Annotated in this window: 27 protein-coding genes, 3 pseudogenes and 1 riboswitch; of the genes and pseudogenes, 8 read left to right on the top strand and 22 right to left on the bottom strand. The window is 65.0% G+C overall.

The genetic code is table 11. The features are described from left to right. Positions 1 to 11: 11 nt before the first annotated feature. A riboswitch (TPP riboswitch) is annotated at positions 12 to 136 on the bottom strand. A gap of 67 nt (positions 137 to 203) precedes the next feature. Beyond that, the gene (locus MBENS4_RS11875) at positions 204 to 404 is read right to left on the bottom strand and encodes a hypothetical protein (protein ID WP_039390944.1); all 201 of its coding nucleotides are present in this window, start codon (positions 402 to 404) and stop codon (positions 204 to 206) included. Between the two features lie 85 nt (positions 405 to 489). Continuing rightward, positions 490 to 696: a cold-shock protein gene (locus tag MBENS4_RS11870; protein ID WP_039390941.1), complete on the bottom strand. Its 207-nt coding sequence runs from the start codon at positions 694 to 696 to the stop codon at positions 490 to 492. A 285-nt stretch (positions 697 to 981) separates the two neighbouring features. Here MBENS4_RS11870 and MBENS4_RS11865 point away from each other — a divergent pair, with 285 nt between their 5' ends. Further along, positions 982 to 1,638, top strand: coding sequence for an SOS response-associated peptidase family protein (locus MBENS4_RS11865; RefSeq protein ID WP_052322227.1), 657 nt, complete (start codon positions 982 to 984; stop codon positions 1,636 to 1,638). On the opposite strand, the gene MBENS4_RS11860 is transcribed toward MBENS4_RS11865, so the two are convergent. From MBENS4_RS11860 to crtY, 6 genes and pseudogenes are all read right to left on the bottom strand, one after another. Beyond that, complete coding sequence (locus MBENS4_RS11860) at positions 1,592 to 2,008, bottom strand: hypothetical protein (protein WP_039390939.1); 417 nt, start codon at positions 2,006 to 2,008, stop codon at positions 1,592 to 1,594. The genes MBENS4_RS11865 and MBENS4_RS11860 overlap by 47 nt on opposite strands. Before the next feature lie 68 nt (positions 2,009 to 2,076). Beyond that, positions 2,077 to 3,087, bottom strand: a complete 1,011-nt coding sequence (locus MBENS4_RS11855; RefSeq protein ID WP_039390937.1) for a phytoene/squalene synthase family protein — start codon at positions 3,085 to 3,087, stop codon at positions 2,077 to 2,079. Between the two features lie 34 nt (positions 3,088 to 3,121). Beyond that, a complete protein-coding gene (locus MBENS4_RS11850; RefSeq protein WP_039390935.1) occupies positions 3,122 to 3,718 on the bottom strand; it encodes an LOG family protein in 597 nt (198 codons plus the stop codon). A 1-nt stretch (position 3,719) separates the two neighbouring features. Beyond that, positions 3,720 to 4,160 (bottom strand): T6SS immunity protein Tdi1 domain-containing protein, encoded by a 441-nt coding sequence (locus MBENS4_RS11845; RefSeq protein ID WP_052322226.1) that lies wholly within the window; start codon positions 4,158 to 4,160, stop codon positions 3,720 to 3,722. After that, a complete protein-coding gene (locus MBENS4_RS11840; RefSeq protein ID WP_039390934.1) occupies positions 4,157 to 5,635 on the bottom strand; it encodes a phytoene desaturase in 1,479 nt (492 codons plus the stop codon). Before MBENS4_RS11840 ends, MBENS4_RS11845 begins: the two co-directional genes overlap by 4 nt. Beyond that, a pseudogene (gene crtY, locus MBENS4_RS11835) lies at positions 5,544 to 6,829 on the bottom strand (lycopene beta-cyclase CrtY). Before crtY ends, MBENS4_RS11840 begins: the two are co-directional and overlap by 92 nt. A 74-nt stretch (positions 6,830 to 6,903) precedes the next feature. On the opposite strand from crtY, the gene MBENS4_RS11830 reads away from it, so the two are divergent. Together MBENS4_RS11830 and MBENS4_RS11825 are read left to right on the top strand one after the other, a co-directional pair. After that, a complete protein-coding gene (locus tag MBENS4_RS11830) occupies positions 6,904 to 7,455 on the top strand; it encodes a GNAT family N-acetyltransferase (protein WP_039390933.1) in 552 nt (183 codons plus the stop codon). A gap of 112 nt (positions 7,456 to 7,567) precedes the next feature. Next, entirely contained in the window at positions 7,568 to 8,440 is an 873-nt protein-coding gene (locus MBENS4_RS11825; protein ID WP_039390932.1) for a MipA/OmpV family protein, read from the top strand. Here MBENS4_RS11825 and MBENS4_RS11820 read toward each other — a convergent pair. Further along, positions 8,428 to 9,048, bottom strand: a complete 621-nt coding sequence (locus MBENS4_RS11820) for a uracil-DNA glycosylase family protein (protein ID WP_039390931.1) — start codon at positions 9,046 to 9,048, stop codon at positions 8,428 to 8,430. The genes MBENS4_RS11825 and MBENS4_RS11820 overlap by 13 nt on opposite strands. Before the next feature lie 137 nt (positions 9,049 to 9,185). Between MBENS4_RS11820 and MBENS4_RS25385 the strand changes: the two genes are divergently transcribed. After that, on the top strand, positions 9,186 to 9,341 hold the full coding sequence (locus MBENS4_RS25385; RefSeq protein ID WP_144400902.1) for a lmo0937 family membrane protein: 156 nt from the start codon (positions 9,186 to 9,188) through the stop codon (positions 9,339 to 9,341). 26 nt (positions 9,342 to 9,367) lie between these two features. On the opposite strand, the gene MBENS4_RS11815 is transcribed toward MBENS4_RS25385, so the two are convergent. Beyond that, positions 9,368 to 10,612 (bottom strand): multidrug effflux MFS transporter, encoded by a 1,245-nt coding sequence (locus MBENS4_RS11815; protein ID WP_242404881.1) that lies wholly within the window; start codon positions 10,610 to 10,612, stop codon positions 9,368 to 9,370. A 125-nt stretch (positions 10,613 to 10,737) separates the two neighbouring features. On the opposite strand from MBENS4_RS11815, the gene dinB reads away from it, so the two are divergent. Beyond that, positions 10,738 to 11,859 carry a DNA polymerase IV gene (gene dinB, locus MBENS4_RS11810; protein ID WP_039392292.1) on the top strand — a complete coding sequence of 374 codons (1,122 nt, stop codon included), beginning with the start codon at positions 10,738 to 10,740 and terminating at the stop codon, positions 11,857 to 11,859. Here the strand turns inward: dinB and MBENS4_RS11805 are convergent. The 9 genes from MBENS4_RS11805 to MBENS4_RS11765 form a co-directional block, all read right to left on the bottom strand. Then, positions 11,845 to 12,912, bottom strand: coding sequence for an NAD-dependent epimerase/dehydratase family protein (locus MBENS4_RS11805; protein ID WP_242404880.1), 1,068 nt, complete (start codon positions 12,910 to 12,912; stop codon positions 11,845 to 11,847). The two genes, dinB and MBENS4_RS11805, sit on opposite strands and share 15 nt — an antisense overlap. Before the next feature lie 65 nt (positions 12,913 to 12,977). Beyond that, positions 12,978 to 13,472, bottom strand: a complete 495-nt coding sequence (locus MBENS4_RS11800) for an NUDIX domain-containing protein (protein WP_039390929.1) — start codon at positions 13,470 to 13,472, stop codon at positions 12,978 to 12,980. Beyond that, positions 13,460 to 14,077 (bottom strand): 6-phosphogluconolactonase, encoded by a 618-nt coding sequence (locus tag MBENS4_RS11795; RefSeq protein WP_039390927.1) that lies wholly within the window; start codon positions 14,075 to 14,077, stop codon positions 13,460 to 13,462. The genes MBENS4_RS11800 and MBENS4_RS11795 overlap by 13 nt, the downstream gene beginning before the upstream one ends. A 153-nt stretch (positions 14,078 to 14,230) precedes the next feature. Beyond that, positions 14,231 to 14,689 (bottom strand): Dps family protein, encoded by a 459-nt coding sequence (locus MBENS4_RS11790; protein ID WP_039390926.1) that lies wholly within the window; start codon positions 14,687 to 14,689, stop codon positions 14,231 to 14,233. 98 nt (positions 14,690 to 14,787) lie between these two features. After that, complete coding sequence (locus MBENS4_RS11785; RefSeq protein ID WP_039390925.1) at positions 14,788 to 15,345, bottom strand: hypothetical protein; 558 nt, start codon at positions 15,343 to 15,345, stop codon at positions 14,788 to 14,790. A gap of 47 nt (positions 15,346 to 15,392) precedes the next feature. Next, the gene (locus MBENS4_RS11780; protein ID WP_039390924.1) at positions 15,393 to 16,145 is read right to left on the bottom strand and encodes an HAD-IIB family hydrolase; all 753 of its coding nucleotides are present in this window, start codon (positions 16,143 to 16,145) and stop codon (positions 15,393 to 15,395) included. A 74-nt stretch (positions 16,146 to 16,219) separates the two neighbouring features. Beyond that, positions 16,220 to 17,029, bottom strand: a complete 810-nt coding sequence (locus MBENS4_RS11775; RefSeq protein ID WP_039390923.1) for a class I mannose-6-phosphate isomerase — start codon at positions 17,027 to 17,029, stop codon at positions 16,220 to 16,222. 9 nt (positions 17,030 to 17,038) lie between these two features. Next, positions 17,039 to 18,094, bottom strand: coding sequence for a mannose-1-phosphate guanylyltransferase (locus MBENS4_RS11770; RefSeq protein WP_039390922.1), 1,056 nt, complete (start codon positions 18,092 to 18,094; stop codon positions 17,039 to 17,041). A 136-nt stretch (positions 18,095 to 18,230) separates the two neighbouring features. Next, positions 18,231 to 19,541 carry a mechanosensitive ion channel family protein gene (locus MBENS4_RS11765; protein WP_052322225.1) on the bottom strand — a complete coding sequence of 437 codons (1,311 nt, stop codon included), beginning with the start codon at positions 19,539 to 19,541 and terminating at the stop codon, positions 18,231 to 18,233. A 215-nt stretch (positions 19,542 to 19,756) separates the two neighbouring features. Here MBENS4_RS11765 and otsB point away from each other — a divergent pair, with 215 nt between their 5' ends. The 3 genes from otsB to otsA are packed head-to-tail and all read left to right on the top strand — an operon-like array spanning position 19,757 to position 23,964. Continuing rightward, positions 19,757 to 20,566: a trehalose-phosphatase gene (otsB, locus tag MBENS4_RS11760; protein ID WP_052322224.1), complete on the top strand. Its 810-nt coding sequence runs from the start codon at positions 19,757 to 19,759 to the stop codon at positions 20,564 to 20,566. A gap of 7 nt (positions 20,567 to 20,573) precedes the next feature. Then, complete coding sequence (locus MBENS4_RS11755) at positions 20,574 to 22,490, top strand: glycoside hydrolase family 15 protein (protein ID WP_084592058.1); 1,917 nt, start codon at positions 20,574 to 20,576, stop codon at positions 22,488 to 22,490. Positions 22,491 to 22,530: 40 nt separating this feature from the next. Further along, positions 22,531 to 23,964, top strand: coding sequence for an alpha,alpha-trehalose-phosphate synthase (UDP-forming) (gene otsA, locus MBENS4_RS11750; RefSeq protein ID WP_052322223.1), 1,434 nt, complete (start codon positions 22,531 to 22,533; stop codon positions 23,962 to 23,964). A 310-nt stretch (positions 23,965 to 24,274) separates the two neighbouring features. Here otsA and MBENS4_RS27605 read toward each other — a convergent pair. From MBENS4_RS27605 to MBENS4_RS26665, 3 genes and pseudogenes are all read right to left on the bottom strand, one after another. After that, positions 24,275 to 24,507 (bottom strand): annotated as a pseudogene (locus tag MBENS4_RS27605) (DDE-type integrase/transposase/recombinase); the annotation flags it as partial. Between the two features lie 441 nt (positions 24,508 to 24,948). Further along, entirely contained in the window at positions 24,949 to 25,284 is a 336-nt protein-coding gene (locus MBENS4_RS27600) for a hypothetical protein (protein ID WP_445321507.1), read from the bottom strand. 20 nt (positions 25,285 to 25,304) lie between these two features. After that, positions 25,305 to 25,570: pseudogene (locus MBENS4_RS26665) on the bottom strand (integrase core domain-containing protein); the annotation flags it as partial. Positions 25,571 to 25,727 lie beyond the last annotated feature (157 nt).

Below are 25,727 nucleotides of genomic sequence, written 5' to 3'. Positions count from 1 at the left end.
CGGCGTAGAGCTCCGGGCACACCGTCCACTCCCTCCGCCCGTATTAACGGGTTCAGGTTCGACGGGTCTTGTGGAGCATACCCACAACTCTCAGCCGGTGGACGCGAACGCCCTGCTGGCTCCCCGGGGATACGTGTGATGGTAGGGACGCTTTGCAGATGCGTCCAGAGGGGCGCGGCGAGATAGCGCCCGTGCGAAAAGGCTCAGGCCTCGTCGCGTGCGCTGGCGGCGGTTTCTTCACGCCGACGGCGGGTTTCTTCGGTCTTGAAGGCCTGCGAGGCCATCGTGCGCCAGGCGGTTTCGGACCGCAGCGCGCGCTCGCGGACATTGGCAAGAACCGCCTCGTCAGCGGCCTTCGCGGCCGCGTCGGCCTGCTCGGTGGCGAACTTGTAGCTTACACTCATGCTCCGGATTTCCTCGGGTTGGAATGGCAGGTCGGAGCGAAAACCGGACCGGCGCGAAGGCCGGTCCGGGTTACGTGCAAGCCGATCAGGCGAGCGCGAGGTTCACCGCGGCCTTCTTGCCGTTGCGGCCGGTCTCGACCTCGTAGGAAACGCGCTGTTCCTGCTCGAGCGAAGCCAGGCCCGAAGCCTGCACCGCGCTGATGTGCACGAAGCTGTCCTCGCCGCCGTTTTCCGGAGCGATGAAGCCGTAACCCTTTTCGGTGTTGAAGAATTTGACAGTGCCGATGGGCATGGTGATGTCCTTAATGCAATAAGTATGGGTTCCCGGCGTGCCACATGCACGCGGGAGGGTGCGTCAGTTCATCATTCGAATGGAAATTCGTCGCCCAAAGTGCGCCATGATCCTGCCCGTGCAGTTCCGCACGGGCCCGGACTCGGGCGCCTATCAACCGGCAAAGTCCGTCACAAAATTCGACGTCGCGCGGATGCTGTACCACACAAGGCCCCATTCACCTAACGCAGCGTTGCACGCCACACCTTGACCCGTGCACATGAAGGGACGATGCGCCCGTAGAACATGACCATGCTCTATCGCCTCGATGCCCCGGCTGCAGCCGTGGGCCGTGCTTTCGGGACCGACACGCGCGAGGACCCTTGGGCGGGCGGCCATGTCGGCCCCGGACAATTCGCGCCCGTCCTTACCGCGGGACGAGAAGCAATCGCGGGCCCCATGCCCCGCACCCGCCAGCCGCGCCGGATGATCCCGCGCCTGTGGGGCGTCATGCCCCCGCAATCGGCCATGGACACCCGCCCGCATGGCATCCTGACCGCGCGCAATCTGGACAGCCCGTTCTGGACAGGGAACCTGCGCAATCCGGAATTTCGCTGTCTGGTGCCCGCGACCGCCTTCATGGAGTGGGGGCGCCCCTCTCCCGTCGACGGCACGCGGCGCCAGCTCTGGCTCACCTGCGCCGACCAGCCAATCTTTGCCTTTGCCGGGGTCTGGAAGGACAGCGAGGTGCCCGCCTTCGCCCTCCTTACCTGCGAAGCCAATGCCGCGCTGCGCACGCAGGGGCGCGAGACGATGCCGGTGATCCTGCCGCCTGATCCGCGCGCCCACGAGACGTGGCTGCGCGCCGGGTGGGACCGCGCCCAGGCGCTGATCCAGCCCTATTCCTCTTCCCTGCTCAGCTGCTCGGAAACACACCGAAGTGGAACAGCCCCGCCGCGATGAGCGCGAGGCCGATGATGATCGAACAGGTGCACCACAGGCGCGAGAGCGGGCCGAAACGGCGCAGCCAAAAAGCCATGTAGACGTCCGAAAAAGCCAACACCATGAGCGCCTCAATGCACATAAGCCCGCCGACCACGCTCATCGTGCTCGACAGCCAATCGGGTGAGGCCCAAGGGTTCGCAAGGTAAATCACCGCGCCCAGGAACAGTTCCAGAAGGCCCGTCACCATCTGCAGCGCGGGCGAGCCGACGATCTCGCCGATCAGCTTGTGCCAGTGGCCGGGCTGGCGCAGCTCACCGATCCCGGCGAAGAGCGCGAAGAGTCCCAGGAAAATCGCCGTCCAGGCCGGCGCGAGTGCAAGATCTGGCATCGTATGCGCATCTCCCCCTTTGTCTTATTGGGGAAGAGACTGAGCCAAGCGCACGCGCCTGTCCAGAGCTAGTCGGCGCGGGCAAGCTCCATCAGGTCGCGCCGGCCAAGTCCGGGACGTTCGAGCACCGGGGCGATGCCGCCGCGCGCCTCGTGCCAGGCCGCGGCAAGATATTCCGCCTTGCGCAGCTTGGATGTGGAGACACGGTGGTCCCAGGCATGCGCGCCCAGCCGCTCCACCTCGCGCCCGATCCCGCCGTAGATGTTCGCGGCGGCGAGGATCGCCCAACGCTGGCGGAAGGGCAGACGCATCGCCCCGGCGCGCGAGGATTCCTCGTATCCCCGCGCCAGCGCGCAGGCGCGCGCAACAATCGTGACCAGCCGTGCGCGGTAGTGCGGCTTGGTGTGCTCGCCGGGAGGGATATCGGCCTCGACCAGCCATTCGACGGGCAGGTAACAGCGCCCATTGGCATCGTCCTCCCAGACATCGCGCACGATGTTGGAGAGCTGGAAGGCCAGGCCCAGATCGCAGGCCCTGTCGAGCGTGTCCGCCGCTTCCGGGTCGCTCTCGTCGCACGACACCCCCATGACCGCCGCCATCAGCACCCCGACCGCACCGGCCACATGGTAGCAATAGCGCAGCATGTCGCTTTCCGAGCGCGGCCGCCACTCGCGCGCGTCGAGTTCGAACCCGGCGATCACGTCCTCGAGCATGACCTGGGGGATCGGCACTTCGTAAAGAAGCTGCCCCAGGGCATCGAAGGCCCGCGATCCGGTCTGTTCGCCCGCAATGGCCAGCTCGGTAAGCGTGCGGATCGTGGCGAGGCGCGATTCGGGATCGAGCCCGGCCTGACCACTGCCCTGCTCCGCGTCCACGCCTCGGCCCCGGCCACGCCCGTGATCCTGGTCATCCGCGATATCGTCGCAGGCGCGGCACCAGGCGTAGAGCAGCCAGACCCTCTCGCGCGTCTCGCGGTCGAACAGGCGGCTGGCGGCGGAAAAGCTCTTCGAGCCCTTGCGGATCGACTGGTGGGCAAAGCGCACCAGCGCCGCGCGGTCGTAAGGCGAAGGGCGGGTCATGCCAGGGTCATGGTCCTGCAACGGATAAGGGGTCTCACAGCGTGCCCGGATCCATCCGCACGATCGGAACGATGGGTTCGTGCGCGCGCATGCGCTCAAGCAACAGGTCGAGCTCGGTCTCGGCCAGGATGATGCCCTGGTGGGCGGGCCGCACGAAGCCGACTTCGGCCATGTGACGGTTGAAGGCGAGCAGACCATCGTAGAAGCCGAAGGCGTTGAGCACGCCGACCGGCTTGTCGTGATAGCCCAGCTGCGACCAGCTGACCGCCTCCCACAGCTCGTCCATGGTGCCGACACCGCCTGGCAGGACGATGAAGCCGTCCGACAGGCGCGTGAAGGCGGCCTTGCGCTCGTGCATGTCCTTGACGATGTGCAATTCGGTGCAGTCGTGGTTGGCAACCTCGCCGCCGCGCCCGTTGGTGGCCGTCAGCGCCTCGGGGATCACGCCGATGACCTCGCCGCCCGCCTCCAGAGCGCCCGCCGCGACCGCGCCCATGAGCCCGAGGCGTCCGCCGCCGTAGACCGTGCCAATACCAAGGCCCGCCAGCGTGCGCCCGACGTCACGGGCCAGTTCCATGTAGCGCGGGTCCTGGGGCGTTGCCGAGCCGCAGTAGACAGCAAGACGTTTCATTTCAGTCGGTCACCTTGATGCGGACATGCGCCCCTTCGGGCAGGTCCTTGATCTGGTCGGCAAGATCGCCGGTCATGCGAATGTAGGCGGCAAGTTCCACGCACACCATGTTTTCCGGCGCGTAGTCCCCGGCAACGAGCGCCTGCGGGGTGAAGCCGTAGACCTCGCCCACGCGCGGAGCGCCCAGGCGCTTGTCAGCGGCTTCGACGTGGGCATCGGCGCGCCAGATCGCCTGCGTCTCGCCCAGCTCCATGTGCATCTTCGCCGCCGCCTCGTCGCCCAGTGTCTGCACGCCCAGGATTTCGGGATCGACATAGTGGAACGTGCCCACCCGATCGGTGACGAGCAGGTGCCCGAAGAGCGAGTTGGCGACGATCTCGGCAAATTCGATCCCGGTCCAGCCCCAGCCCTGGCGAAGAGCGGCCAGTTCGCGCGTCCTCACAGCAGGTTTTCCAGCATCAGCCTGGCCGTCGCCTTGGCGCTGCCGACGACCCCCGGGATGCCCGCACCGGGATGGGTGCCCGCGCCCACAAGATAGAAGTTGCGCAGCGTGTCATCGCGGTTGTGCCCACGGAACCAGGCGCTCTGCGTCAGGATCGGCTCGAGGCTGAAGGCGCTGCCCTTGTGGGCGGCAAGATCCGACTCGAAGTCGGTCGGCGCGTAGTGGAAGCTTGTGATGAGGCGGTCCTCGATGTCGGGCACCAGGCGGCGGCCGACTTCGGCAAGGATACGCTTCTCCAGCACCGGGCCCACCTCGTCCCAGTCGATCGGCAGCTTGCCCATGTGCGCGACGGGAACGAGCGCGTAGAACGTGCTCTTGCCCTCGGGCGCCATCGAGGGATCGGTGACGGTCGGGTGGTGGAGGTAGATCGAGAAGTCGCGCGGCAGGACGCCGTGCTCGTAGATGTCGTCGAGCAGGCCCTTGTAACGCGGCCCGAACAGGATCGTGTGGTGCGGGATGCCCGGCCAGGTGCCCTCCAGCGCGAAATGGACGACAAAGAGGCTGGGCGAGAAGCGCTTGGTCGAAAGCTGCTTCGCCACCTTCTTGCCCCTCGGATTGTCGGAGAGGAGGTCGCGGTAGGTGTGCATGATGTCGCCGTTGCTGGCGACCGCATCGAAGCGTTCACGCCAGCCGCTCGCGCATTCGACTTCGGTGGCCATGTCGCCCACGGTGTGGACCTGCGTCACCTTGTCGCCCAGCCGCACGGTGCCCCCGATGCGTTCGAACAGTGCGACCATCCCCGCAACCAGACGGTTGGTGCCGCCCTTGGCCCACCACACGCCGCCATCCTTCTCCAGCTTGTGGATGAGGGCGTAGATCGCGCTCGTCGTCATCGGGTTGCCGCCCACCAGCAGCGTGTGGAACGAGAGCGCCTGGCGCAGGTGCTCGTCCTTCACGAAGCTGGAGACCATCGAATAGACCGAGCGCCAGGCCTGGTAGCGCGCCAATGCGGGCGCGGCCTTGATCATCTTGGAGAAGTCGAGGAAGGCCTCATGGCCCAGCTTGACGTAGCCCTCCTGCCAGACGCCCGCCGCGTAGCGCTGGAACTCGTCGTAACCGGCCAGGTCCTGCGGCGCGATGCGCGCAATCTCGCGGTGAAGCGCGGGCTCGTCATTCGAATAATCGAAGCTGACGCCGTCGGGCCAGTTGAGCCGGTAGAAGGGCATGACCGGCATCAGCGTGACGTCATCGGCCATGTCCTGTCCCGCGCCGATCCACAGCTCGCGCAGGCAGTCGGGATCGGTGATGACAGTGGGCCCGGCATCGAAGGTGAAGCCCTCCTTCTCCCAGTAATAGGCGCGCCCGCCCGGCTTGTCGCGCGCTTCAACCAGGGTGGTCTGCACACCGGCGGACTGGAGGCGGATGGCAAGGGCGAGGCCGCCAAAGCCCGCTCCGATCACGCAGGCGCGGTTCATGCGCGCTCTCCTGCAGGGCTGAGGTCCGCGAGCGGGCGCCCTGGCCCGCAAGAGCGGCGACGGCCGCGCCGACCGGCACTGGCGGCTTTCCGGCCAGCACCCGCGCCATGTCGGACAGCCGCGACTGCCCGGCGTAGAAACGCTCGATCAGCGGCTCGGGAAGCCGGTAGAAACGGGCGAGCATGCGCCAGCGGTCTTCGGGCGCGCCTGCGCCAAACAGCATCGTCGTCAGCATTCGGTAGAAGCGCCCCTCGCGCCAGTGATGTGCGGCCCAGTCATGACAGATCCTTCCTAGGGCCTCCCCAGCGATGTTGTCGAGGCCGGCGAGATGGACGGCGAATCGTACAGCATCGGGAAGGGAGTACGATGTCAAAGGATGCACGAGCGCGGCCCTTGTTCCCGCGCGGGCAGGAACACTCTCGGGATCGGCGTTCCAGAAGGCCGAAAAATCGCCCCTGGCGATCACGGGAAGCGCGCCTGTTTCCTCGTAGAGGACCTCGCGATGTCCCAGCCCTGCCCGGCGGCATAGCGCGCAATCCGCGCCCGCAGCGCCTCGCGCTCGATTGCCGGGGTGTCGGCATAATAGGTATCCTCGATGAAGAGCTGCGAGGGGCCGAAGGGCAGAACGTAGACGAAGCGATAGCCGTTCACCTGCTCCACGGTCGCATCCATGACGATGGGACGGGTCAGGCCATGGGGCTGCGTGGTCGTGACCATCTGCCCCAGGAACGTCTGCCAGCCGCCCGCCATGTGCTGCAGCCCCCTCGCGCCGCGCGCATCGAGGACCGCGCCTGCCGTGATCGAGGCCCCGTCCTCCAGCTCCACGCGCTGCGCAGTGGCGCGGGCCACACGCGCACCGCACAGCAGCGCCTCTGCAGGCAGGGCTTCGCGCAGACGCGCGTCGAGCCGCTCGCTGGTGATGCTGGCGTAGCGGGTCGAAAGATCGCGGGCATATCCCGGGAAGCGCACCTCGTACCCCTCCCAGCGCGCCGCGATCAGCGGATCGAGGAGTGCACGCGCCGCCGGATCGACGTCGGTATCGAAGAACGACCAGACGTGCTCGCCGCCGAAACGCGCGCCCTGCTCGACAAGGCACAGACGCAGGTCAGGGCGCGCGCGGGCGAAGGCCAGCGCGGTCAGCCCCCCGGCCAGTCCGCCCCCCAGAATTGCCAGATCACACGTGCGGTCAGCCATTTATAAAGCGCCCAGTACTAGGAGACATACAGTACAACTTGGCAAAGTTGCGACCTTGCGGCATTGTAACACCGATGACAAATGACGAACTGACAGTCGAGGAGGCCTCCGCAAAGGATGCCCAATCGATCACCGAGATCTTTTCGCATTACGTGCTGAAAAGCACCGCGACATTCGAAACCGAGCCGCCAGGCTGCGACGCGGTTCGTCAACGCATCGCCGACCTGACCCAGTCCGGTTACCCTTATCTGGTTTCGCGCGACGCGAACGGCAAGGTCCTCGGCTTCGGTTATGCCCAGCGCTATGGCCCCCGCGTGGGCTATCGTTACAGCGTGGAAACAACGGTCTACGTCCGCGCGGACTGTGTCCGGCGCGGCATCGGCTCGGCCCTTATCAAGGCCCTCATCGACGAGTGCGAGGCCCGCGGATTCCGCCAGGCCTTCGCGGTCATCGCCTCTTCCGAACCCGCCTCGGTGATCCTGCACGCGCGCGCAGGGTACCGACCGGTGGGCACGCTCGAGGGGGCGGGCTGGAAGCACGAACAGTGGATCGACGTCTTCCTCATGCAGCGCAAACTGGGTGAAGGAAACGACACGCTGCCCGAGCCCCTCATCCCCCGCAGCTGACAGCAAGGCAGGCCGTTCCGGCACGCAGGCCTTCCCGAACCGGAGCAAACCTTCGGAAACGTTTGGGCTTCTCACACGTTGGGCCCGATACGCATTTCAATCGGGGAGCCCCATGCACAAGACGATACAGGCCGCGTTGCTGGCCGCCAGCGCGCTGGCCGCTGCCACGGCCAGCCCGGCCGCCTTCGCCCAGGATACTTCCACGCAGATGGACGAGCCCGGTCGCAACGTGTTCGAGGGCGATTCCTTCACGATCGGCGCCGGGGTTGTTGCCACGCCGGACTACAGCGGCTCCGATGACTACGTAATTGCCCCCATCCCCGCGATCCGCGGACGGATCGAGGGCGTAACCATCAACACCCGCGCCGGCGGCGCCGCGATCGACTTCATCCCGGACAAACGGGGCGCCAAGATCGACCTTGCGCTCGGCCCCGTCGCCACGGTGTCCTTCAACCGGACCCGCAAGGTGAAGGATCCGGTGGTGGCCGCGGCAGGAAGGCTCAAGATGCCGGTCGAAGTCGGCGTGAGGGCCGGTTTCACGGTCAACCGCGTGCTGCATGACTATGACTGGATGACCTTCAACACCGACGTGAAATGGGACGTTGCCGGCGCCCATGAGGGCATGACCGTGTCGCCCTCTGTCAGCTACAACACCCCGCTCAGCAAGAGCCTGCTGGTCACGGTGCTCGCCTATGCCCGCCATGTGGACGACAATTTCGGCGACTACAACTATTCGGTCTCCCCGGTTCAGAGCGAGGCAAGCGGCCTGCCCCAGTACACCGGCAAGGGCGGCTGGGACCGGGCAGGCGTGGGCACACTTGTCGCCTGGGACCTTTCCGGAGACCTGCGCGACGGCGGCTTCTCGCTCATCGGGGTCGCCACCTATTCGCGCATGCTCGGTGATGGAAAGGACACGCCCTATACCTCGCTGCGCGGCTCGGCCGACCAGTTCATGGGCGGCGTCGGGATCGCCTACACCTTCTGATCCAGCGCGGCCCCCATCCGACCGCGTAGATCGGGCAGGAGCTCGGCCGCGAACCAGGGGTTGCGGCCCATCCATAGGCGACTGCGCCAGGCGGGATGCGGCAAAGGCAGCAATCCTGGCGGAGCCTCGCGCCAGCGCGCGACGGCCTGCGTCATGGTCGGGGCAAAGCCACGGGGAAGATAGCGCTTCTGCGCGTGGAGCCCCACCAGCAAGGTGAGGCGCACCTGCGGCAGCTCGGCCCGCAAGGCGTCATGCCACAAGGGGGCGCACTCAGGCCGGGGCGGAAGGTCACCACCCTCGCCCTTGCCCGGGTAGCAGAAGCCGCTGGGCATGTGCGCAACGCGTTCGGGATCGTAGAAATCCTCGGCGCAAAGCCCGGTCCAGTCGCGCAGACGATCTCCGCTGTCATCATCCCAGGCCCGCCCGCTGGCGTGAACCTTGCTCCCGGGCGCCTGGCCGATGACGAGTATCCGCGCCGAGCGCCCGGCCTGGACAACCGGGCGCGGCTCATGGGGCAGTGCGTCCGCACAGGCCCGGCACGCCGCAATGCGCGCGAGAAGCTCCTCAAGCCCTTCGGACCCGCGGGTTCTATCGTTCGTCGTACTCATGCGGGTCCGAGGTGGCGTCCTTGAACCTGTGGGACAAGAGGCGTCTCAGCAGCCCCTTGCGCTCTTTGCACCACGAAGGGAGCCCGGAGCCGGTTCATGCGTTGGGAAAGCAAAGCCTCTTCAAGGAGTTTTGCCCCGTGCTCAAATACATCATCCTGATCCTGCTCGCGCTCTGGCTGCTGGGCTTCGTCGTCTTCAAGGTCGCTGGCGCGCTGATCCACGTGCTGCTGTTCGTGGCCATCGTGATCGGCCTCTATCAGCTCTTCTTCGCCAAGCGCGGCGGCGGGGTCTAGCCCCGACGCACCAGCCGGACCTTCCCTCAGCCGCCGTGCGGCGGCTGCTTGGGGGGCTGGTTGCGCAGGTAATATTCCGGCGGATTGACGCGGCGGAACAGGCGGCCGCCTTCGGAATAGAGGATCAGCACCAGCGAGATGCTGCCCATGATCGCCATGCCCGCCGTAATCGGCACCGCACTTCCATCAAAGGCCAAACCAATCGCCGCACCGATCACCGAGCCGAGCACCATACGCACGAACGACATGACCGAGGCCGCAGCGCCGGCAATGCGGCCGAAGGGCTGAAGCGAGATCGCCTGGAAGTTCGCCGCGATGAAGCTGAGCATGCACATCGAGACGGTCATCAGCGGCACGAAGGTCCACAGGTCCTCCTCGCCGCGCAATGCGACCAGCATGTGGATCGCGCCGGTCACGATGAAGACGATGAGCGCGGTGTGCGACACCCGGCGCGCGCCGAAGGCGACGACGATGCGCGCGTTGATGAAGTTGGTGCCCGCCATGATCATCGCCATCATGCCGAACAGGATGGGGAACATCTCGCCCGCTCCCAGCGTCTCACCTACCAGCTGCTGCGCGCTGTTGAGATAGCCGAAGAGCCCTGCCTGGACGAGCGCGCCGCCCAGAAAATAGCCGATGGCGGCACGCTCGGTAAGCGCCAGGCGCATGTTGCCCGCGATCACGCGGGGGCGGATTTCCTGGCGGTTTTCCGGCTCCAGCGTCTCGGGCAGGCGCAGGCTTGCCCAGATGAAGACGACCACGCCCATCGCGCAGGTCACGCCGAAGATCCAGCGCCAGCTCGCCACCAGCATGATCGCCTGACCGACCATCGGCGCGATCATCGGCACCACCATGAAGGTCGTCGCGATCAGCGACTGGGTGCGCGCCATGGCATCGCCTTCATACCGGTCGCGCAGGATCGTCATGGGCATGACCATCATCGCCGAGGTCAGGAGCCCTGCGATACCGCGCGCGATCAGCAGCAGCTCAAAACTGCCCGCAACTGCGCACACGAAGGTCATCAGGAAGTTGCCCGCAATTGCGAAAAGGGCAACGCGGCGACGCCCAAAGCGGTCCGCCAAGGCGCCGGGAAACAGCGAACCTACCCCTGCGCAGGTCATGAACACCCCGATGATCAGCTGACGCTGGTTCGGGTCGGGTACGCCCAGATCCTCCGAAATCAGCCCCAGCGCCGGCAACATAATGTCGATCGAGAGCGCCATAAGCGCCTGCATCGAGGCCATCAGGCCGACGAATTCGGCCTGCCCCATGGGGAAGGAATCCTTGGAAGTGTGAGCACCGGTCATGCCGCGCGCATGCCGCAGTTGCGAAATTTAGGCCAGCAGATTCGCATCCGACCCGCTACATTTCACAAGCACATGCCTATATGGGGCGGATGGTTTCGCCAGGCGAGTACGACGAGGACGAGGCCGACGGCCTGCGCAAGATCATCCATGTCGACATGGATGCCTTCTTCGCCAGCGTCGAGCAGCGCGACGATCCCGAGATACGCGGGAAACCGGTGGCCGTGGGTGGTTCGTCGGGACGCGGCGTGGTGGCCGCGGCCAGCTACGAGGCGCGCACCTTCGGGGTGCGCTCGGCGATGCCCTCCTCGCGCGCGCTGCGCCTGTGCCCGGACCTCATCTTCCGCAAGGCCCGCTTCGATGTCTACCGCGCGGTCAGCCAGCAGATCCGCGCGATTTTCCTAGATTACACCCCGCACGTCGAACCCCTCTCGCTCGACGAGGCCTATCTCGACGTCACCGAGGACCGCAAGGGACTGGGCTCGGCCACGCGCATCGCCGAGCAGATCCGCGCCCGGATCAAGGCCGACACCGGGCTCACCGCCAGCGCCGGAGTGTCCTACAACAAGTTTCTCGCCAAGCTCGCCAGCGACCAGAACAAGCCCGATGGCCTGTGCGTGATCCGCCCGGGACAAGGCGCGGCCTTCGTCGCCTCACTGCCGGTTCGCCGCTTCCACGGGGTCGGCCCGCGCGGTGCGGAGAAGATGGCGAGGCTCGGCATCGAGACCGGCGCGGACCTGGCCGCCAAGGACCTCGCCTTCCTGCGCGCGCATTTCGGCAGCTTTGCCGAATACCTCTTCCGGGCCGCGCGCGGCGTGGACCTGCGTCAGGTGCGCGCCGACCGCCCGCGCAAATCGGTAGGAGGGGAGCGCACCTTTGCCGAGAACATCGAGAACGCAGGGGCTCTGCGCGAAACGCTGGACGCCATCATCGAAACCGTGTGGGAACGGATCGAGCGCGCCAATACGCGCGGGCGCACGGTGACATTGAAGCTGCGCTATGCCGATTTCACGACGCTGACCCGCGCCCGTTCGGTCCACCACTGGGTCGCTGACAAGGCCGAATTCGCCGCACTCGGCCATGCACTTCTGGCCGAACTCCTGCCTCTGCCCCAGCCGATCCGGCTGATGGGCCTCACCCTCTCCGCGCTCGAGCAGGATGAGAAGACGGTGAAAGCCAAGGCCGAGAAAGACGGGCAGCTATCCCTTCTGTGACACGCCCTGCGGCGCGTATTCCTCCAGGTACCACTGGGTAAAGGCAGCGACGCCCTTCGCCAGGTCCGTCTGCGGCACGTAGCCCGTCAGCGCGTCCAGCAAGGCGGGATCAGCGTATGTCTGCGGCACGTCTCCGGGCTGCATGTCCATCATGTTGAGCTTCGCCTCGCGCCCCAGACAGCGCTCGATGGTCGAGATGAAATCCATGAGCGCGATCGGCTGGCCACCGCCCACGTTGACCACCCGGTAGGGCCCGATTGGCGAGAGGGTGTCGACGAGCCCTGCCCATTCGACCGGCTCACCCGCCACAGGCGGCACCTCGGAAAGGCGCACGATGCCCTCGACCAGATCGTCGATATAGGTGAAGTCGCGGGCCATCTTGCCCTGACCGTAGACGTCGATGGGGGTATCCTGCAGCATCGCGCGCACGAACTTGAAGAGCGCCATATCCGGGCGTCCCCAAGGTCCGTAGACCGTGAAGAAGCGGAACGCCGTCGTCGGGATGCCGTAAAGGTGGGCATAGCTGTGCGCCATCGCCTCCATGCCCTTCTTGGTCGCCGCATAGAGGCTGACCGGTTCGTCCGCCTTGTCCGCTTCGCGAAAGGGAATTGCCTCGTTGGCCCCATAGACCGACGAGGTCGAGGCCAGCATGAGATGCTGCGGGCGCTGGCGGCGGCACATCTCCAGGATCGACCAGGACCCCTTCAGGTTGCTGTCGATATAGGTTTCGGGCGCCTCGATCGAATAGCGTACGCCCGCCTGTGCGGCGAGGTGGATGACCACATCGGGCGCGGCCTCGGCAAAGGCCGCCTCGACCGCGGCGAAGTCCTCAAGCCGCCCCTTGATGAACCGGAAATTCTCAGCTCGCTCCAGAAGCGCGGTGCGCCGCTCCTTGAGCGTGACGTCGTAGTAGTCGGTCATGGCGTCGAAGCCGGTGACCACGTGCCCCTCGCCCAGCAGGCGCTGCGCCAGATGGTATCCGATGAAACCTGCCGTACCGGTAATCAGGAAACGCATATTCACCCCCAGAGCCACGCGCATGTCGGGTCCCATGCACGAGAGTATCCTTACCCTTCCACATGGGGAGATTTCATCCAGAATACACGCTTACTACTTTTTTACCCGCGCTCATCCTCCTGCGCCCAGGAACGTATCCGCGTGGCCAGGCCCCGGGGCATGGCGTCGGGAAGCTGATCCAGGGCGAAGAAGCGCGTCTCCACGATCTCGCGTTCGTCGGGCACCGGATGATCGCAGGTCGTGCCCAGAACGATGTGAACCCGGTTGGTCGCGCCATGCAGGTTCTCCTGCGTGACAACGTGATGGCGCGCCGACTCCAGGCGGCACGCGGTTTCTTCGCGCAGCTCGCGGCGGGCGGCTTCCAGCACGTCTTCCCCCGGCGTCACGCCCCCGCCCGGCGGCATCCACGCATCCGAGCCATAGCTGTGCCGAACCAGCAGGACCGCACCGGATGGATCGAACACGAGCACCCGTACGCCTTCGACAACCGGGCGTCGCACCTTCCAGATCAGGCGGCGAACCGCATGCGCCCCGCGCAACCCCAACCGGTGGAGCGGGGCGGGCAGCGCCTGCGCCAGCGATGTCAGCAGAAGCATGTCACCCGGCGCGGGAACGCCGAGAGGAAGCGCGCCACGGGCAGGTCGTTCTCGCCCGCGCGGGCGGCATCGAAGACAAGCCGCTTGTCCGCGCCGCGGATCACGAACATCACCTCGTCCGAGGCCACGAGCGAGGGAATGGTGAGGCTCACCCGGTCAAACGGCGCTTCGGGCGGCAGCGGATCGGGGGTCAGGCGGCGCACCGGCGAAGGATCGTCCACCTGCGGATCGGTGTTGGGGAAGAGCGAGGCGATGTGCCCGTCCCCGCCCATGCCGAGCCAGGCCAGCGCAAAATGCGGAGGACGCGCGGTCTCGGTCAGCGGCACGATCTTCGCGCCGACAGGCTCGAGAAGCGCGCGGATCTTACCCACGTTGCTGGCCGCATGGTCCTCGGCCACGATGCGGTCATCGCCCGGCCAGACGCTGATGCGGGGCCAGGGCAGGTCCGACTGGGCCAGGATCTCGAAGATCGGGAACGGCGTTGACCCACCCGGAACCGTGATCGCAACCTCGGCCGAAACGGCCAGCGCGGCGTGGAGACGTTCCGCTACAAAGGCGGCAATCGCGCCGTTTTCGGCGCCAGCGATGATTTCGATCTGCGACATGGACGAGGGTCTATCATCTGCCCTTCGCACTGCAAGAGCTATGTGTGCGGCGCAGCACAGAACGCACAGGGCCCGGAAAGCACCTGATGCTTTCCGGGCCCTGTGATATCCACGCGCGGCGCCTTAGGCAGCCTGCGCGGTATTCCGTCAGGTTCAGGCGAGGATCTCGCGCAGGAACCAGGCGCGTTCCTCGGCCTGATCGGTCCAGTCGTCAACGATGCCATCGGTGGCGTTGTCGCCCGCTTCGCCAGCCGCCGCCTTCACCTCGCGCAGACGTGCGACGTAGGAGAGGTTGTCCTCCATCAGTTCCTTGACCATCGCCATGGCGTCGATCGAGGTAGCGTCCTGCGGGGCGATCTTGGTCTTGGCGACGATCGAATCCGGGCTCGTCAGCGTGGTGCCGCCCTGCTTGCGCACGCGCTCGGCGATGTCATCGATAAGGCCCTGAACCTGACCTGCCTGCTCGTCAAACAGCAGGTGAAGGTCGCGGAACTGCGGGCCCTTGACGTGCCAGTGGAAATTCTTTGTCTTGATGTAAAGCGCAAACGTGTCCGCGAGAAGCCCGTTCAGGCTGTCGATCAGCGCACCGTGTGCATTGTCGTTACTTGCCATTGAAAAACCCTCCTAACTGTCATGCTGCCAACGTCCGGCAGCTTCGATATATGATAGGAAACTCAGATTATAAGGGTTTGTTCAATTGGAATTGGCGATTACAGAATACGCATTTGCACAATAAGCAGATAGAGCGCGACAAGCAGCAGGGCCCCACCCGCGACCCGCCGGACGAGCCGCCAGCGCGGCCGCGATGCCTCCTTCGGGAAGGCCCAGGCAAAACCGAGCAGGACCGCTCCGCCAACAAAGCCAGCCAGTCCCGATGCCAGTGGCGCGGCCATGCCCACGCCCAAACCGAAGATCACGAAACGCGCCGCATCGCCGATCTGGTGGGCCAGCAGCACCAACCCCAGCGCCCCCAGCGAATGGGTCGGCTCCTTCCAAGCCCGCACAGGCCCGAGAAGAAGCGACTCCGCGCCTGCGAGGCCCAGCGCAATCCCTGCAAAGATCATCCGCGCGGGCGGGGGAAGGCTCTCCAGCAGAGTGTGCGCGGCAAAGGCCGCGACGGCGGCGCACACCAGCGATGTCACCAGCGCCGTGACCAGGATCGCCGGACGCCGTTGCTGCCGCAGCGACAGCGTGGCGACCACACCCTGATCGCGCGCGCCGATGCCCGACAGCAGGACGGCCAGCAGGGTCAGGTAGAAGGCAGGCACGTCATTCGGCTCCCGCGCGCCTGCTCACCTGCCCTGCGCACGCACGTTCAGGCCGGCTTCTGGCAGGCGATGATCGCGGTCACGACATTGATGGTGTCAGCCGGGTCGCGCACGCATACAGTGTCGAGCCCCATGGCCTTGGCCGGGTAGTCATTGCCGCCCGGAAAGATCGCATCGCCGATGAAAAGCATCTTGTCCTCGGACACGCCCGAATGCTCGGCGAGGCGCTTGAGGCCCCAGGCCTTGTCGACACCAGGCTGGGTGATGTCGACCGAGGTCGCCCCGCCCAGGTTCACCGACACGCCGGGCAGACGCTTCACCAGATCGGCCTGGATCACCTTGCGCTTGGCAAAGTCGGGGTCCCACACTTCCTTGGCCTCGAGCGGGGCCTGCTGGCCGAGCGCCGAGAAGGTGATCTGGCTGCCCCGGTCCTCGATCCGCTCGCCCCAGGTCTGCTCGGGCACGAAGCCGGTGGCTTCAAGCGCGGCGTCGAAGGCCTCCAGGATCTCGGCCTTCTGCGCATCTGTGAAGAGTTCCGCATAGACCGGCGTCCAGGCGCCATCGCGATGGACGAAGAGCTTCGCGCCGCTGGTCGGCATCATCCACAAGCGCGAAAGGTCCGCATGCGCGGGCATGCGCGAGGCGACCTGCTTTTCAAACTGCGGCCAGTCCCCGCCCGAGATCACGGCCACTTGCGCGACCTCCAGCAGGCCAGCGAGAAGTTCGGCCATCTCGTCGGTCAGAGGCTGCTTGCTCAGCGCCAGCGTACCATCGAGATCGAACGCAACAATTTCCTTCATTCCCAGCCTCTAGCCTTCCATTTTCATGTTCATGTGATTGCCCCGCGCGACGCGCATCCAGTGCGGTTCGTGCCTCAGCTGGCGCGGGCAAGCAAGCAGACCCCTGCCGGATCGAATTCAATGTCCTGCAGGCGCGGCGCCAGCGCGCAGCCGCCGGGTGCCACGCCCTCGCCGTTCACGCCGACTTCTCCCGCGCGCGGGATCACCAGGAGTGCATCGGGATAATGTGCCGCCACCTCCGCAGCCGGCACCCCCGCAATCTGATCGAGACGGAACAGCGGTCCCTCGACCAGAGTCTGCGACGCCCCCGGCGCGACCTTGCAGGCCCACCGCGCCAGATCGTAGACGCCGCCTTCGGCGACCCCCATGCCTTCCTCGAGATGGAGTTCGCGCGGGCGTCCATAATCGTAGAGGCGATAGGTGATGTCGCTGTTCTGCTGCACCTCGATCAGGCTCACGCCCGCACCGATGGCGTGGACGGTGTTGGCCGGGATGTAGAAGAAATCACCGGGCGCCACCTCGTGCCAGGTCATCCTGTGCCCGATCGACCCGTCGAGCGCCGCGTTGCGCATCGTATCGGCATCGAGGGCTTCGTCAAAGCCGATGCCCAGACACGCGCCCGGCTCCGCATCGACGATCAGCCAGCATTCTTCCTTGCCCTGCCGGCCGATGCCCTTGGCGAGCGTCTGGGCATCGCTGGGATGGACCTGGACCGAAAGGTTCTCGCTGGCGAAGATGTACTTGACCAGAAGGTCGGGCAGCGCTTCGGGCGGCTCGAACCAGATCTCGCCGATGCGCGCGCCCTCGGGCGCGGCAAACGGCGCCGGCAGGACGTCCCGGCCCCACGGCTTCTCGACCTGACGCAAGGGAAGCGAAGCGCGCATACGAGCCCTTTACTGGTTCTTGGCGCCGGAAAGCTTGCCGACTTTCTGGGCGCCGTCGAGACTGGTCACCATGACATCGTCGCCATCGACAACGACAACCACGTTCTCCAGCCCGATCACCGAGACGCGCGGCCCGTCGCTGTCAACGAGGACATTCTGGCAATCCACGAGTTCGACGTCACCCGAGGCGGAATGCGCGTTGCCTGCCTCGTCGCGCTCCAGAGCGTCGAGCAGGGCGTGCCAGTTGCCGATGTCCGACCACTCCATGGCGACCGGGACCATGGCGGCATGCCGGGTGTTCTCCATGACCGCGTAGTCGACCGAATCGCTCTCCGCCGACGCGAAGGTTTCCGCATCGGGGTGGAACCTGCGTCCTTCGGCGCGGCCCTTTTCGACAGCGGCGCGCACAGCCTCGGCAATCTGGGGCCGATGTTCTTCCAGTTCCTTGCGAAAATCCTTTACCTGAAATGCGAAAATTCCGCCGTTCCAGCAATACCCACCATCGGCCAGAAACGCCCTGGCCCGCGCCAGGTCAGGCTTTTCGACGAACTGTGCCGTGCGGAAGCCGTGTGCGCCTTGCGCCGAAGTGATCGCCTCGCCCCGCTTCAGATAGCCAAAGCCGGTCTCGGGTGCGGTCGCCTCAATTCCGAAGGAGACGAGCCAGCCATCCGCTGCCAGCGACGCGGCGTCCTGCGCGGCCTTGGCGAACATGTCGGGCAGGCCGATGTGATGGTCGCTCGGGCACACCAGCATGACCTGGTCTTCCTCGAGACTGTAGGCCGCCAGCGCGATTGCCGCGGCTGTGTTGCGGGCCGCAGGCTCAACGATGATGCGCGCAGCGGGATCATCGCCGAGCTGCGCCTCGACGTGTTCCAAGTGCAGGACGCCTGTCACGACAACAGGGGCCGCGAACCCAAGGTCTGCGGGGCAGCGGGCAACAGCCTGCTCGAACAGGGTCTGGGAACCGACCAACGGAAGAAAGGGTTTGGGCTTGGAAGCCCGACTGCGCGGCCACAACCGCGTACCGCTACCACCTGAAAGGATCACCGGTACTATTTGCGCCATTACCACTTCCGCACCTGCAAAGAAAAAAGGACTTAACTAGTTCTATGCCGTAGATACTGCATTTATGCTGCAATGCAACGCCAGCTGGGGAAATGCGGCGAACGTGCTGATCTGAAGGCGCCTAGTCACCGTTGACTCAGGAAATCTGCGCCCCACTGCGGTCTGCGCCCGCAAAGGACGCCTGAGGTTCGCGTCCGCCAAGCGCTGCAGCCAGGTCCGCGCCGCCGGGGTACTGGAACAAGCGCAAGCCGAAACGGGGCAGAATGGCGATCAAGTGATCGAAGATATCACCCTGAATTGCTTCATACTCCTCCCACGCGGTGGTTGTCGTGAAGCAATAGATTTCGAGCGGCAGCCCCTTTTCGGTAGGATCAAGCTGGCGAACCAGCAAGGTACCGCGCTGGGCAACCTTGGGATGGGCGTTGAGATAGGCCTCGACATAGGCCCGGAACGTTCCGAGATTGGTCGGAAGGCGTCGGTTCACCGCCCCCTCTTCTTGCGCGGCTTCCTCGGGCGCATGTTGCGCGTTCCAGATGCGCAGTTCCTCGTCCTTGGCCGCCATGTAGGGGCGCAGAATGGTAAACTCGCGCAAGGCCTCCCACTGCGCAGGCGACACAAAGCTCGCCGTCGTCTGGTCAAGCAGCAAAGCGCGCTTGATGCGACGTCCACCCCACTCGCGCATGTGGCGCCAGTTGCGGAACGATTCGGTGATGAGCTTGGCGGTCGGGATCGAGGTGACCGTCTTGTCGAAGTTCTGCACCTTGATCGTGTGCAGGGCGATGTCGATCACATCGCCATCGGCGTTGAGCTGGGACATCTCGATCCAGTCGCCCACCCGCACCATGTCGTTCGAGCGCAGTTGCACCGAGGCGACGAGCGAGAGGATCGTGTCGCGAAACACCAGCATGAGGACCGCGGCAGCCGCACCAAGACCCGAGAGCAGGATAACCGGGGACTGGCCGATCAGGATCGCGACGATCAACAGCGCCGCGGCCGCAAAGACCACGATCTTGCCGATCTGGATATAGCCCTTGATCGGGCGGCTCGCCGCCTCGGGCTTCAATTCATAAGCGTCGTTCGCCAGTTCGAGCAGGTCGCCCAGCGCCCGCGCGAGCGTCAGGACGATGAAGGCCCGGGCGATCGCCTGCACCACCATCACCAGTTCGCCGGGCAGATGGGCGATCACCGCAATCCCCTGCAGCACGATCACCGCGGGCACGACATTCGAGAGATGGCGCACCAGCGCCTTCACATCGCCCGCCTCGTTGCGCAGCGGCGTGCGCGCGATCAGCCGCTCGACCGGATGCACCGTCAGGCGCTTGGTCAGCCAGTTGGCCGCGCCCGCGAGCAGGAACAGGCCCAGCAGGGTGGCAAGCGCCTCAACCCAGGCTTCATCGAACATGCTCAGCTCCGCCACGGCGATACCCCATCGATCCACTACTGACATCCCGGCCTCCTGTAGCGCGCCGCCTATTTCAAGTTCACCTCTGCGGTCAACGTCCGGAACCCTGCCCTGCGCCGATTGTTCTGCATAACGCACGCCGTGATCATGCCCTGTCCGGGACCTGCGCAGGGACCTTACAGGTAGATCGCGCCCCGCCCCGCTTCTTTGCCGACCTTAGGGCTGGCCTAATCCCATTCGATGGTGCAAGACTGAACACAATGACCGATCCAAGCGACAGTCTTTCGCTGGCGAAACAGGGCTCTGGCCCGACAGATCTCCCGCCGCCCGCCCCGCTGCGCATAGCCCCGCAGACGGCACTCTTCCTCGACTTCGACGGCACCCTGGTGGAAATCGCCGACCACCCCGACGATGTCATCGTGCCCGACACCCTGCCCGAAGTCATTGCCTCGCTCGCCCATGCGCTCAAGGGGCGGCTGGCGCTCGTCAGCGGACGCTCGATTGCCGCGCTCGAAAACCTGCTCGGCCCGCTCGAAGTTGCCATCGCAGGGTCCCACGGCGGCGAATTCCGGCCTGCCGGGGCCGACACGGTCGCCCCGCTCGCGGACCCGCTTCCGGGCCGCGTGGTCGAGGAACTCGACAGCTTCTCCAAAGCCAACGGCGACATGCTGGTCGAACCCAAACCCTACAGCGTGGCCGTCCATTACCGCCGCCACCCCCACGCACTGGAAAGCCTGCTCACCCGGGCCGAGGCACTGGCGCGCGAGGAAGATCTCAAGCTCAAGCACGGCAAGCAGGTCGTGGAACTGGTCATGCCCGGCTCCGACAAGGGCTCGGCGCTGACCGCCTTCATGGAGCGGCCCGAATTCGCCGGCACCCAGCCGCTGTTCCTGGGCGACGATGTCACTGACGAAGACGCCTTCCGCGTCCTTGAGGGGCTCGGCGGCCACGGCGTCCTCGTGGGGCCGATGCGCCCCACCGCCGCCCACCTGCGTCTGCCCGACGTGACCGCCGTCCACGACTGGCTGGCCGCCGCGCTTCGTACACACGATCAATCCGAGGGAAATTGAGACAGGCATGACCGTGACCGGATCGACAACGCCCGACGCCACCGAAACCGCCGAGCCCCCGGTGCGCTCGCCCAAGGGCAAGAACGAAGCCCCCGAAGCCTCGGCACGGCAGAGCTCGCTCGAACTCTGGCCGATCGGCAATTGCCAGGTGAACGGCCTTATCGACGAAAACGCCGCGCTCGTCTGGGGCTGCGTGCCCCGCGTCGACGGCGACCCGGCTTTCTGCGCGCTTATGCGCGGCGACGACGGACAGGACGCGGGAACTTGGCGCTTCGAATTGGAAAACCAGGTCTCGGTCACGCAGCGCTACGTGCGCAACACTCCGATCCTCATTTCGCGGCTGGAAGACACCAACGGCAGCGCGGTCGAGGTTATCGACTTCTGCCCTCGCTTCGAGCGCTCGGGGCGCATGTACCGCCCGGTCGCCTACGCGCGCATCGTGCGTCCCGTAAAGGGCAGCCCGCGCATTCGCTGCGTACTGACCCCGATGAGCGGCTACGGCGCGCAACTGGCCCCCATCACGCGTGGCTCCAACCACATCCGCTACCTGGTGGAAAGGAACGCACTGCGCCTCACCACCGATGCGCCGGTGGGCTACATCCTTGACGAGCGCTACTTCCGGCTGGAAAGCCCGATGCACTTCTTCCTCGGCCCCGATGAGCCCTTCAACGGCAATGTCGAGCACGAACTGAAGATGATGCACCAGCTCACTGATGCCTACTGGGGCAACTGGGTGCGCAGCCTTGCGACCCCGCTCGACTGGCAGGAGGCGGTGATCCGCGCCGCAATCACGCTCAAGCTGTGCCAGCACGAGGAGACCGGCGCGATCGTTGCCGCGCTAACCACTTCGATCCCCGAGGCGCCCCATTCGCAGCGCAACTGGGACTACCGCTACTGCTGGATCCGCGACGCCTACTACACCGTTCAGGCGCTCAACCACCTGGGTGCGCTCGACGTGCTGGAAAAGTACCTCGGATACCTGCGCAACATCATCGACGATGCCGAGGGCGGGTTCATCCAGCCGCTCTACGCGGTCAGCGGCGCCAAGGAAATCATCGAGTGGGTGGCCGATGACCTTGTGGGCTATCGCGGCATGGGCCCGGTGCGCGTGGGCAATGCGGCCTACTATCAGGTCCAGAACGACTGCTATGGCCAGATCGTCCTCCCCGCAATTCAGGCGTTCTCCGACATGCGCCTCATCCGCATGGCTAACCACGACGATTTTGAAAGCCTCGAGAAAGTCGGCGAGATGGCCTGGAAGACCCACGACCAGCCAGATGCCGGCTTGTGGGAGCTGCGCACCCGCACGGCCGTTCACACCTATTCCAGCGTGATGAACTGGGCCGCCTGCGACCGCCTCGCCAATGCAGCCGAATATCTGGGCCTCAGCGACCGCCAGACCTACTGGCGCGAACGTGCCGACACGATCCGCTCGACCATCGAACAGGAAGCCTGGCACAGGATCGAAGGGCCCGATTTTGACGACGGTGGCGCGGGCGGGCATTATGCCGCCAGCTTCGGCGGCGACCAGCTCGACGCCAGCCTGCTGCAGATGGTTGAACTGCGCTTCGTGGAAGCGAGCGACCCGCGCTTCCAGGCGACACTGACGGCGGTGCAGAAGACGCTGCGGCGCGGCGAGCACATGCTGCGCTATGCCAATGAAGACGACTTCGGCCTGCCCGAGACCGCCTTCAACATCTGCACCTTCTGGTTGATCGAAGCCCTGCACCGTTCTGGCCAGGACGAGGAAGCGCGCCGCCTGTTCGAAGCGATGCTCGCGCACCGCACGAAATCGGGCCTCCTTTCGGAGGACATGGACTTCGAGACGAGCGAGCTGTGGGGGAACTTCCCGCAGACTTATTCGCTTGTGGGGATAATCAACTGCGCGGGGCAACTGTCGCGCTCCTGGCGCGACTGGCGATAGGATTTTTAGGCGTTTTGAAACGCCTTAAAGGGGAATTGAGATGAGCCGACTGATCGTGATTTCCAACCGCGTCTCGGTGCCCAAGGCCGCCGGAGCCGCGGGCGCACAAGGAGGTCTCGCCGTCGCGCTCAACTCGGCCCTGCGCGAGAACAGGGGCATCTGGTTCGGCTGGTCCGGGCAGGATACCGAGGAGTTCACCGGCCACCTCGACATGCAGCGCAACGAGGGCGTGACAACCGCAACTATCGACCTCGAGCCGCAGGACATCGAGGAATACTACAACGGCTACGCCAACCGCACGCTCTGGCCGTTGTTTCACTACCGCATCGACCTCACTGAGTACGACCGCAACTTCGGCGAAGGCTACGAGCGTGTAAACCGCCGCTTCGCCGATTCTGTCCGTCCATTGATCGACCAGGACGACCTTGTCTGGGTCCACGACTATCATCTCCTGCCGCTCGGCTCGATGCTGCGCAGCCAAGGAGTCAAGAATCGCATGGGGCTGTTTCTACACACGCCCTGGCCCCCCACGCGCCTGCTCGTCTCGCTCCCCTTCCACGAGCGGCTGGTCGAATCGATGCTCGCCTACGACGTAATCGGCTTCCAGACCGAAGAATGGCTTGGCAGTTTTCTGCATTATCTCGAAAAAGAGATGAATCTGGAGATCAGCGCCGAAGGCTATGTCGAGTACGAAGGCCGCCGCATACTGGCAAAAGCCTTCCCGATCGGCATCGACTATGCCGAATTTACAGAAGGCGCAAACAGCGACGAAGCCAGAGAAGCCCACGACAAGCTCAAAGCAAGCGTACGCGGGCGCAAGATTTTGATCGGCGTCGATCGGCTTGACTATTCGAAAGGACTTGGCGAACGCTTCGAAAGCTTTAGCCGGTTTCTCGCCGACAACCCCGACCAGGCCTCACAATCCGTCCTTCTGCAGATTGCGCCACCATCGCGGGGCGATGTTGCCAGCTATCAGCAGATACGTGAGGATCTGGAACGCAAGACCGGCCATATCAACGGCGCCCATGCCGATGTCGCGTTCGTCCCCATCCGTTACGTAAACCGTGGCTACCCGCGTCGCCAATTGGCCGGTTTCTATCGTGCTGCCAACGTCGGCTTGGTAACCCCCTTGCGCGATGGCATGAACCTTGTCGCAAAGGAATATGTCGCGGCCCAGGATCCTGAGGATCCCGGTGTACTCATCCTGTCCCAGTTCGCTGGCGCAGCCTTGCAGATGGAGGACGCCTTGCTGGTCAATCCCCATTCGATCGAACACGTGAGTGAGACAATCAAACGTGCCTTGGCCATGCCCATCGCGGAACGACGCCAACGTCATGAACGTCTTGAGGCCTCCGTCCGCGACGAGAACGTCGTGCATTGGCGGAACGAGTTCGTGAAGGCCTTGTTCTCGACTTGCTCCGATGTCGACTCAGATACAACCGACGCGTCTCTCAATCCGCACCTTGCGTCCTGACTGCCCCAAAGCGCGTGCCTTGCGATCGATCGTCACAACCTTGGATGCAACGGGCGTGACTCCGCGAATTGACGCGCACTGGGTTTTCCGAAGTCAGTCTGGTTCGAAACACATGGCCAGATCGAGGGTTTCGAGGGCCGCATGGTAGTTCGCTTCGGCCTCGGCAGACGGGTTCTAGCCGATCGGGCTGAAGAGGCAGTGGCTGGTTGAACCGGTTCCCCCTGCGTAACGTCTCCATTTGCATTTCGGATATGCTAGGCTAGGAGCGCTCGCGCCAGATGACCTCTGCCTTGTCGAGACCGTTGATCTTCTTGGCCAGGTGATGTGTGCCATTCATGGCAAGTTGTTGAAGGCCCCTGTCGCTGCAATGGACCAGACCGTCGTCCGGGCCCGGGCAGAAGGCCTGCGGGCATGGATAGCTTGCTCCAGGGCATCGAGGACAAATCCGGCCGTGCCCGACGGGCTGACTTTCCTGCCCACGATCCGTCGCGCATGAACATCGATCACGAAGGCGACATAGACGAAGCCGCCACAGGTGTGGACCTACGTGAAATCGAACAATCACACGGCATTGGGGCGCGACACCCGCGGCTCCCGATTGCCCCTTTCCAGCAGGCACGGCGGCCTGGAAACTCTATTGGCGACCACTGCCTTCTTACCTCGCCGTATGCCGGCACACCTTTGGCTGCGCATCCGGCGCTCCACACTGACTTGGCAATCGCGCTGCCTTCGCGCCGTAGCTAATGGCAGACCTTGCGCGCCCCGTAGAGGTTGTGGCCGCCCTCGTAGACTCGCCTTATCTGGCGGCAGCTCTCTCCGTCCCGCCGCGCACGCTCGGTTCGCCTGAACGGATCAGCCAAGCGTGCAGCATGTTCGTGCCAGGCGGATGGGGCGATTGCCAGCTCTCGGCAGATAGGCCTCATACTCAGGTCCCGGCGATGGGCGTCTTTGAACGCCATCCTCATCTCTCGCCGCGCCGGTGGTTCAGGCTCGCTCCGCCATCTCAACATATGCCGACGTCTTGCGGAGGATCTCATTGGCCCGGCACAGTTCCTTCACTTCGCGTTCGAGCGCCTTGATCCGGACCTTCTCATCGGCGGCAACCGCCGCTGTCCCCGCGAGCCAAGAGTGTTCGGGGCTCGCCTCCTCAAGGCACCAGCGACGCAGCTTCTCGGCCGTGCAGCCAATCTTGGTGGCAATCGAAGCCAGCGCCTCCCACTTCCGAATCGTAGTCGGCGCGATGTTCGGCAACCATGCGCACGGCATGAGCGCGGATCTCATACCAATCTGCGCATTGTTTGATTCACGCAGGATTCCCAAGGCGGTACAGATCTGAATCAATGCGGCCGGTGCCGGTTGTAATCCTCCACCCACACGGCGATTTGCCTGCGGGCGTGATCCAGGTTCGGGAACAGGGTCTCGTTGAGCAGTTCATTGCGCATGCGCCCGTTGAAACTCTCGACGAAACCGTTCTGCATGAGACGGCCCGGGGCGATCCAGTGCGATTCCATACAGGCTGGCCACACCACGACAGGACCACCCTGCTGGTGAGTTCGGTTCCATTGTCGCTGACAATCAGCCCCAGCTTGCCGCGCCTCTCGAGTACCCATCCGGTGAAGGCCGCAGTGGCCGTGGCTAGGTCGCCTTTGGTTTGATGATACGCTTTGCTGCGGCGTTGCGTCTGGCGGCGATACGAGCGAGCCCCGCCTCGATCGGCAATGTGTCGAGTTCGTCCGGGTCGTAGCCGTCGAGCCAGTCGTTGG

Origin of the sequence: Novosphingobium sp. MBES04, from assembly GCF_000813185.1 — a bacterium.
GTDB classification, from domain to species: Bacteria; Pseudomonadota; Alphaproteobacteria; order Sphingomonadales; family Sphingomonadaceae; genus Novosphingobium; species Novosphingobium decolorationis.
This window is presented reverse-complemented; position numbering and strand designations above follow the sequence as displayed.

What these genes read in the sequence shown, in the direction of transcription:
- MBENS4_RS11875 (WP_039390944.1), bottom strand. Translation starts at nt 404, where the DNA reads ATGAGTGTAAGCTACAAGTTCGCCACCGAGCAGGCCGACGCGGCCGCG.
- MBENS4_RS11870 (WP_039390941.1), bottom strand. Translation starts at nt 696, where the DNA reads ATGCCCATCGGCACTGTCAAATTCTTCAACACCGAAAAGGGTTACGGC.
- MBENS4_RS11865 (WP_052322227.1), top strand. Translation starts at nt 982, where the DNA reads ATGACCATGCTCTATCGCCTCGATGCCCCGGCTGCAGCCGTGGGCCGT.
- MBENS4_RS11860 (WP_039390939.1), bottom strand. Translation starts at nt 2,008, where the DNA reads ATGCCAGATCTTGCACTCGCGCCGGCCTGGACGGCGATTTTCCTGGGA.
- MBENS4_RS11855 (WP_039390937.1), bottom strand. Translation starts at nt 3,087, where the DNA reads ATGACCCGCCCTTCGCCTTACGACCGCGCGGCGCTGGTGCGCTTTGCC.
- MBENS4_RS11850 (WP_039390935.1), bottom strand. Translation starts at nt 3,718, where the DNA reads ATGAAACGTCTTGCTGTCTACTGCGGCTCGGCAACGCCCCAGGACCCG.
- MBENS4_RS11840 (WP_039390934.1), bottom strand. Translation starts at nt 5,635, where the DNA reads ATGAACCGCGCCTGCGTGATCGGAGCGGGCTTTGGCGGCCTCGCCCTT.
- MBENS4_RS11830 (WP_039390933.1), top strand. Translation starts at nt 6,904, where the DNA reads ATGACAAATGACGAACTGACAGTCGAGGAGGCCTCCGCAAAGGATGCC.
- MBENS4_RS11825 (WP_039390932.1), top strand. Translation starts at nt 7,568, where the DNA reads ATGCACAAGACGATACAGGCCGCGTTGCTGGCCGCCAGCGCGCTGGCC.
- MBENS4_RS11820 (WP_039390931.1), bottom strand. Translation starts at nt 9,048, where the DNA reads ATGAGTACGACGAACGATAGAACCCGCGGGTCCGAAGGGCTTGAGGAG.
- MBENS4_RS11815 (WP_242404881.1), bottom strand. Translation starts at nt 10,612, where the DNA reads ATGGGGCAGGCCGAATTCGTCGGCCTGATGGCCTCGATGCAGGCGCTT.
- dinB (WP_039392292.1), top strand. Translation starts at nt 10,738, where the DNA reads ATGGTTTCGCCAGGCGAGTACGACGAGGACGAGGCCGACGGCCTGCGC.
- MBENS4_RS11805 (WP_242404880.1), bottom strand. Translation starts at nt 12,912, where the DNA reads ATGGGACCCGACATGCGCGTGGCTCTGGGGGTGAATATGCGTTTCCTG.
- MBENS4_RS11800 (WP_039390929.1), bottom strand. Translation starts at nt 13,472, where the DNA reads ATGCTTCTGCTGACATCGCTGGCGCAGGCGCTGCCCGCCCCGCTCCAC.
- MBENS4_RS11795 (WP_039390927.1), bottom strand. Translation starts at nt 14,077, where the DNA reads ATGTCGCAGATCGAAATCATCGCTGGCGCCGAAAACGGCGCGATTGCC.
- MBENS4_RS11790 (WP_039390926.1), bottom strand. Translation starts at nt 14,689, where the DNA reads ATGGCAAGTAACGACAATGCACACGGTGCGCTGATCGACAGCCTGAAC.
- MBENS4_RS11780 (WP_039390924.1), bottom strand. Translation starts at nt 16,145, where the DNA reads ATGAAGGAAATTGTTGCGTTCGATCTCGATGGTACGCTGGCGCTGAGC.
- MBENS4_RS11775 (WP_039390923.1), bottom strand. Translation starts at nt 17,029, where the DNA reads ATGCGCGCTTCGCTTCCCTTGCGTCAGGTCGAGAAGCCGTGGGGCCGG.
- MBENS4_RS11770 (WP_039390922.1), bottom strand. Translation starts at nt 18,094, where the DNA reads ATGGCGCAAATAGTACCGGTGATCCTTTCAGGTGGTAGCGGTACGCGG.
- MBENS4_RS11765 (WP_052322225.1), bottom strand. Translation starts at nt 19,541, where the DNA reads ATGTCAGTAGTGGATCGATGGGGTATCGCCGTGGCGGAGCTGAGCATG.
- otsB (WP_052322224.1), top strand. Translation starts at nt 19,757, where the DNA reads ATGACCGATCCAAGCGACAGTCTTTCGCTGGCGAAACAGGGCTCTGGC.
- MBENS4_RS11755 (WP_084592058.1), top strand. Translation starts at nt 20,574, where the DNA reads ATGACCGTGACCGGATCGACAACGCCCGACGCCACCGAAACCGCCGAG.
- otsA (WP_052322223.1), top strand. Translation starts at nt 22,531, where the DNA reads ATGAGCCGACTGATCGTGATTTCCAACCGCGTCTCGGTGCCCAAGGCC.